Raw genomic sequence first — 2,852 nt, forward strand, 5'->3', positions numbered from 1 at the left:
TCCTCGGCCAGATCCACTTGCGGGGCGCTCGCCGGATAACCGGCGAAATCGGCCGCGCCTTCGACGCTGAGGGTCGGCAAACCATCCGGGATCGGCAAGCGCTCCAGCAGGTGATCCTGGGTCAACAGCAGCCAGGCGCCGCTGTCCTGCATCATGTAGCGCAGGCGGTCCTGGGGGTATTCGATGTCCAGCGGCACATAGACCCCACCGGCCTTGAGCACGGCCAGGAAGGCCACCATGATCTCCGCGCAGCGCGGCATGGCGATGGCCACCCGCACCTCCGGGCCCACTCCCAGCTCGATCAGCTTGTGCGCCAGTTGGTTGGCTTGCGTATCCAGCTCGCGGTAGCTCAGGCGCTGCTCGGCGAAGAACACTGCCGGTGCGTCCGGGGCCTTAGCCGCCTGGTCGGCGAACAGTTGATGGACAAAGCGGTGAGTCGGGTAGACCACATCGGTGTGGTCCCACTCCTCGCGGATGCGCCGCTGCTCGTCCTGGTTCAGCATTGGCAACTCGCCCAGCCCCGCCTGAGGGTTCTCCATCAGGTTCAACAGCAAGCTCTGCAAATGCCCGCCCAACTGCTGCATCGACAGTTCAGAGAATGACTCTCGGGCATAGATGAATTCGAACGAAAGGCTCGCCCCCAAGTTGACTGCAACCGTCAGCGGATAGTTGGTCTGTTCGTGGTTCCCTACATCGCCGAAACTCATCTGCGCCGGAGCGCCTTTTTCCAGGGCCTCGGATACCGGGTAGTTCTCGAACACCAGGATGTTGTCGAACAGGGCCTCGCCCCCCTGGCCAGCCCAGCGTTGCACCTCATACAACGGCGTGTGCTCGTAATCACGCAAGGCCAGGTTGCGCGCCTGTACTGCTTGCAGCCAGTCGCTGGCCAACATGTCCGGACGCGGCGTAGCCACTACCGGCAAGGTATTGATGAACAGACCGATCTGCTGCTCCACGCCCTTGAGTTCCGCCGGGCGGCCAGACACCGTGGCACCGAACACCACCGTGTCCTGGCCCGTGCAGCGTTGCAGCAACAGCAGCCACGCCGCTTGTACCAGGGTATTGACTGTGACCTTCTGCTGCCGGGCGAACTCCCCCAGACGGCGAGTCTGGGCAATATCCAGTGCATGCAAGTGCTTTGCATGACCGCGAGCACCAAGGACTTGAGCATCCCGGCCAACGGCCTGGGCCAGGCGGGTTGGCTCGTCCAGGGCCAGCAGTTGCTCTTTCCAGAAGCGCTCGCAAGCCTGAGCATCCTGGCGTTGCAGCCAGCCAATGTAATCCCGATAGCGACCTGGAGCCTGATACGGCAACTGTCCGGCATAGCGCTGCAGCACTTCCCCGAGCAACTGCGAGTTGCTCCAGCCATCCATCAGGATGTGATGGTTGGTATAGATCAGGTGGTAACGCTGTTCACCAGTGCGCACCAGGGTCAGGCGCAACAGTGGTGCAGCCAGCAGATCGAAACCACGCTGACGCTCCGCCTCGGCCAGGGTGTCGAGCGCCTCGGCCAATTGCGACTGAGCGCGCCAGTCATGTTCGGCACACTCCAGAGCGATGTGCTTGTGTACCACTTGGATCGGCGTGGCCAACTCGCCCTGCCAAAGGAAACCGGTACGCAGGATGTCGTGGCGATCGATGGCCGCCTGCCAGGCTTGCTGGAAGCGCTCAGGAACGAGACCCTCCACATCCACCCGCATCTGGTTGATGTAGTCACCCGCTTCCTGCTCGTAAAGGGAGTGGAACAACATACCCTGCTGCATGGGCGACAGTGGATAGAGGTCCTCGACCTGGGCTATCGATAGCGGCAAGCGATCCAATTGCTGCTGATCCAGGCCCGCCAACGGGAAGTCCGATGGGGTCACGCCGCGATGCTCGGGCTGGCTGCAATGCTCGATCAGCGCCTTGAGTTCCTCGGTGTATTCATCTGCCAGACGCTGGATGGTCGCCGGCTCGAACATGGCCTGGCTGAAACTCCAGCCCAGGCTCAACTCACCGCCATAGACCTGGCCGTTCAGGGTCAGCCAGTTATCCAATGGCGCGTCGTCATTCTGATCTTCGCCCTTGGCTTCGACTGCAGGGGCGAACCAGGTATCTGGTTCGTCGAAACTGCCGTCGAACTGCCCCAGGTAGTTGAAGGTGATACGCGGTACCGCCAGAGCGGCCAGGGTCTGTTGTGCGGCCTCATCCCCCAGGTAACGCAGGGCACCAAAACCTATGCCCTTGTTCGGTACCGCGCGCAGTTGCTCCTTGATGAACTTGATCGAGTCGGCCAGGGCCGGCTGCGGTGTCAGCTTCACCGGGAACACACTGGTAAACCAGCCCAAAGTACGAGTCAGGTCGATGTTCTCGAACAGGTCTTCGCGACCGTGGCCTTCCAGTTGGACCAAGACACTGGTTTCGCCGGTCCAGCGGGTGATGACCCGGGCCAGGGCGGTCAGCAGCAGATCGTTGATCTGGGTGCGATAGGCCACCGGAGCATCCTGCAACAAACGTTGGGTACTGGCTTTATCCAGCCGTGTACTGACGCTGCTTGCATGCCTGTTGTGCAGATCCATGGACGGATGGTCACAAGGCAGGCTCGCCCCGCCATCTTGCAGCTGTGCCTGCCAGTACAACAGCTCCTGTTGCAGTGCCGGGCTGCGGGCGTAAGACTGCAAGTGTTCGGCCCAGGCCTGGGTCGAGCTGGTCTTGGCCACCAAGGGCTGGCCATCCAGCCGTAGTTGCAGATCCTCCAGCAAAATACGCCAGGACACCCCGTCCACCACCAGGTGGTGGATGGCCAGCAGCAAACGCTGGCTCTGGTCGGCCAGGGTCAGCAGCACCCCGCGCAGCAGCGGCCCCTCTTGCAG

General features: G+C 62.1%; 1 protein-coding gene. It reads right to left on the reverse strand.

Going from position 1 to position 2,852, the window contains the following annotated elements; translation table 11 throughout:
• Positions 1–2,852, reverse strand: a 2,852-nt coding sequence (locus GDH07_RS32175) for a condensation domain-containing protein (RefSeq protein WP_152899894.1), incomplete at both ends; no start/stop codon positions are given.

Source organism: Pseudomonas piscis (assembly GCF_009380155.1).
In the GTDB taxonomy this organism is placed as follows: Bacteria; Pseudomonadota; Gammaproteobacteria; order Pseudomonadales; family Pseudomonadaceae; genus Aquipseudomonas; species Aquipseudomonas piscis.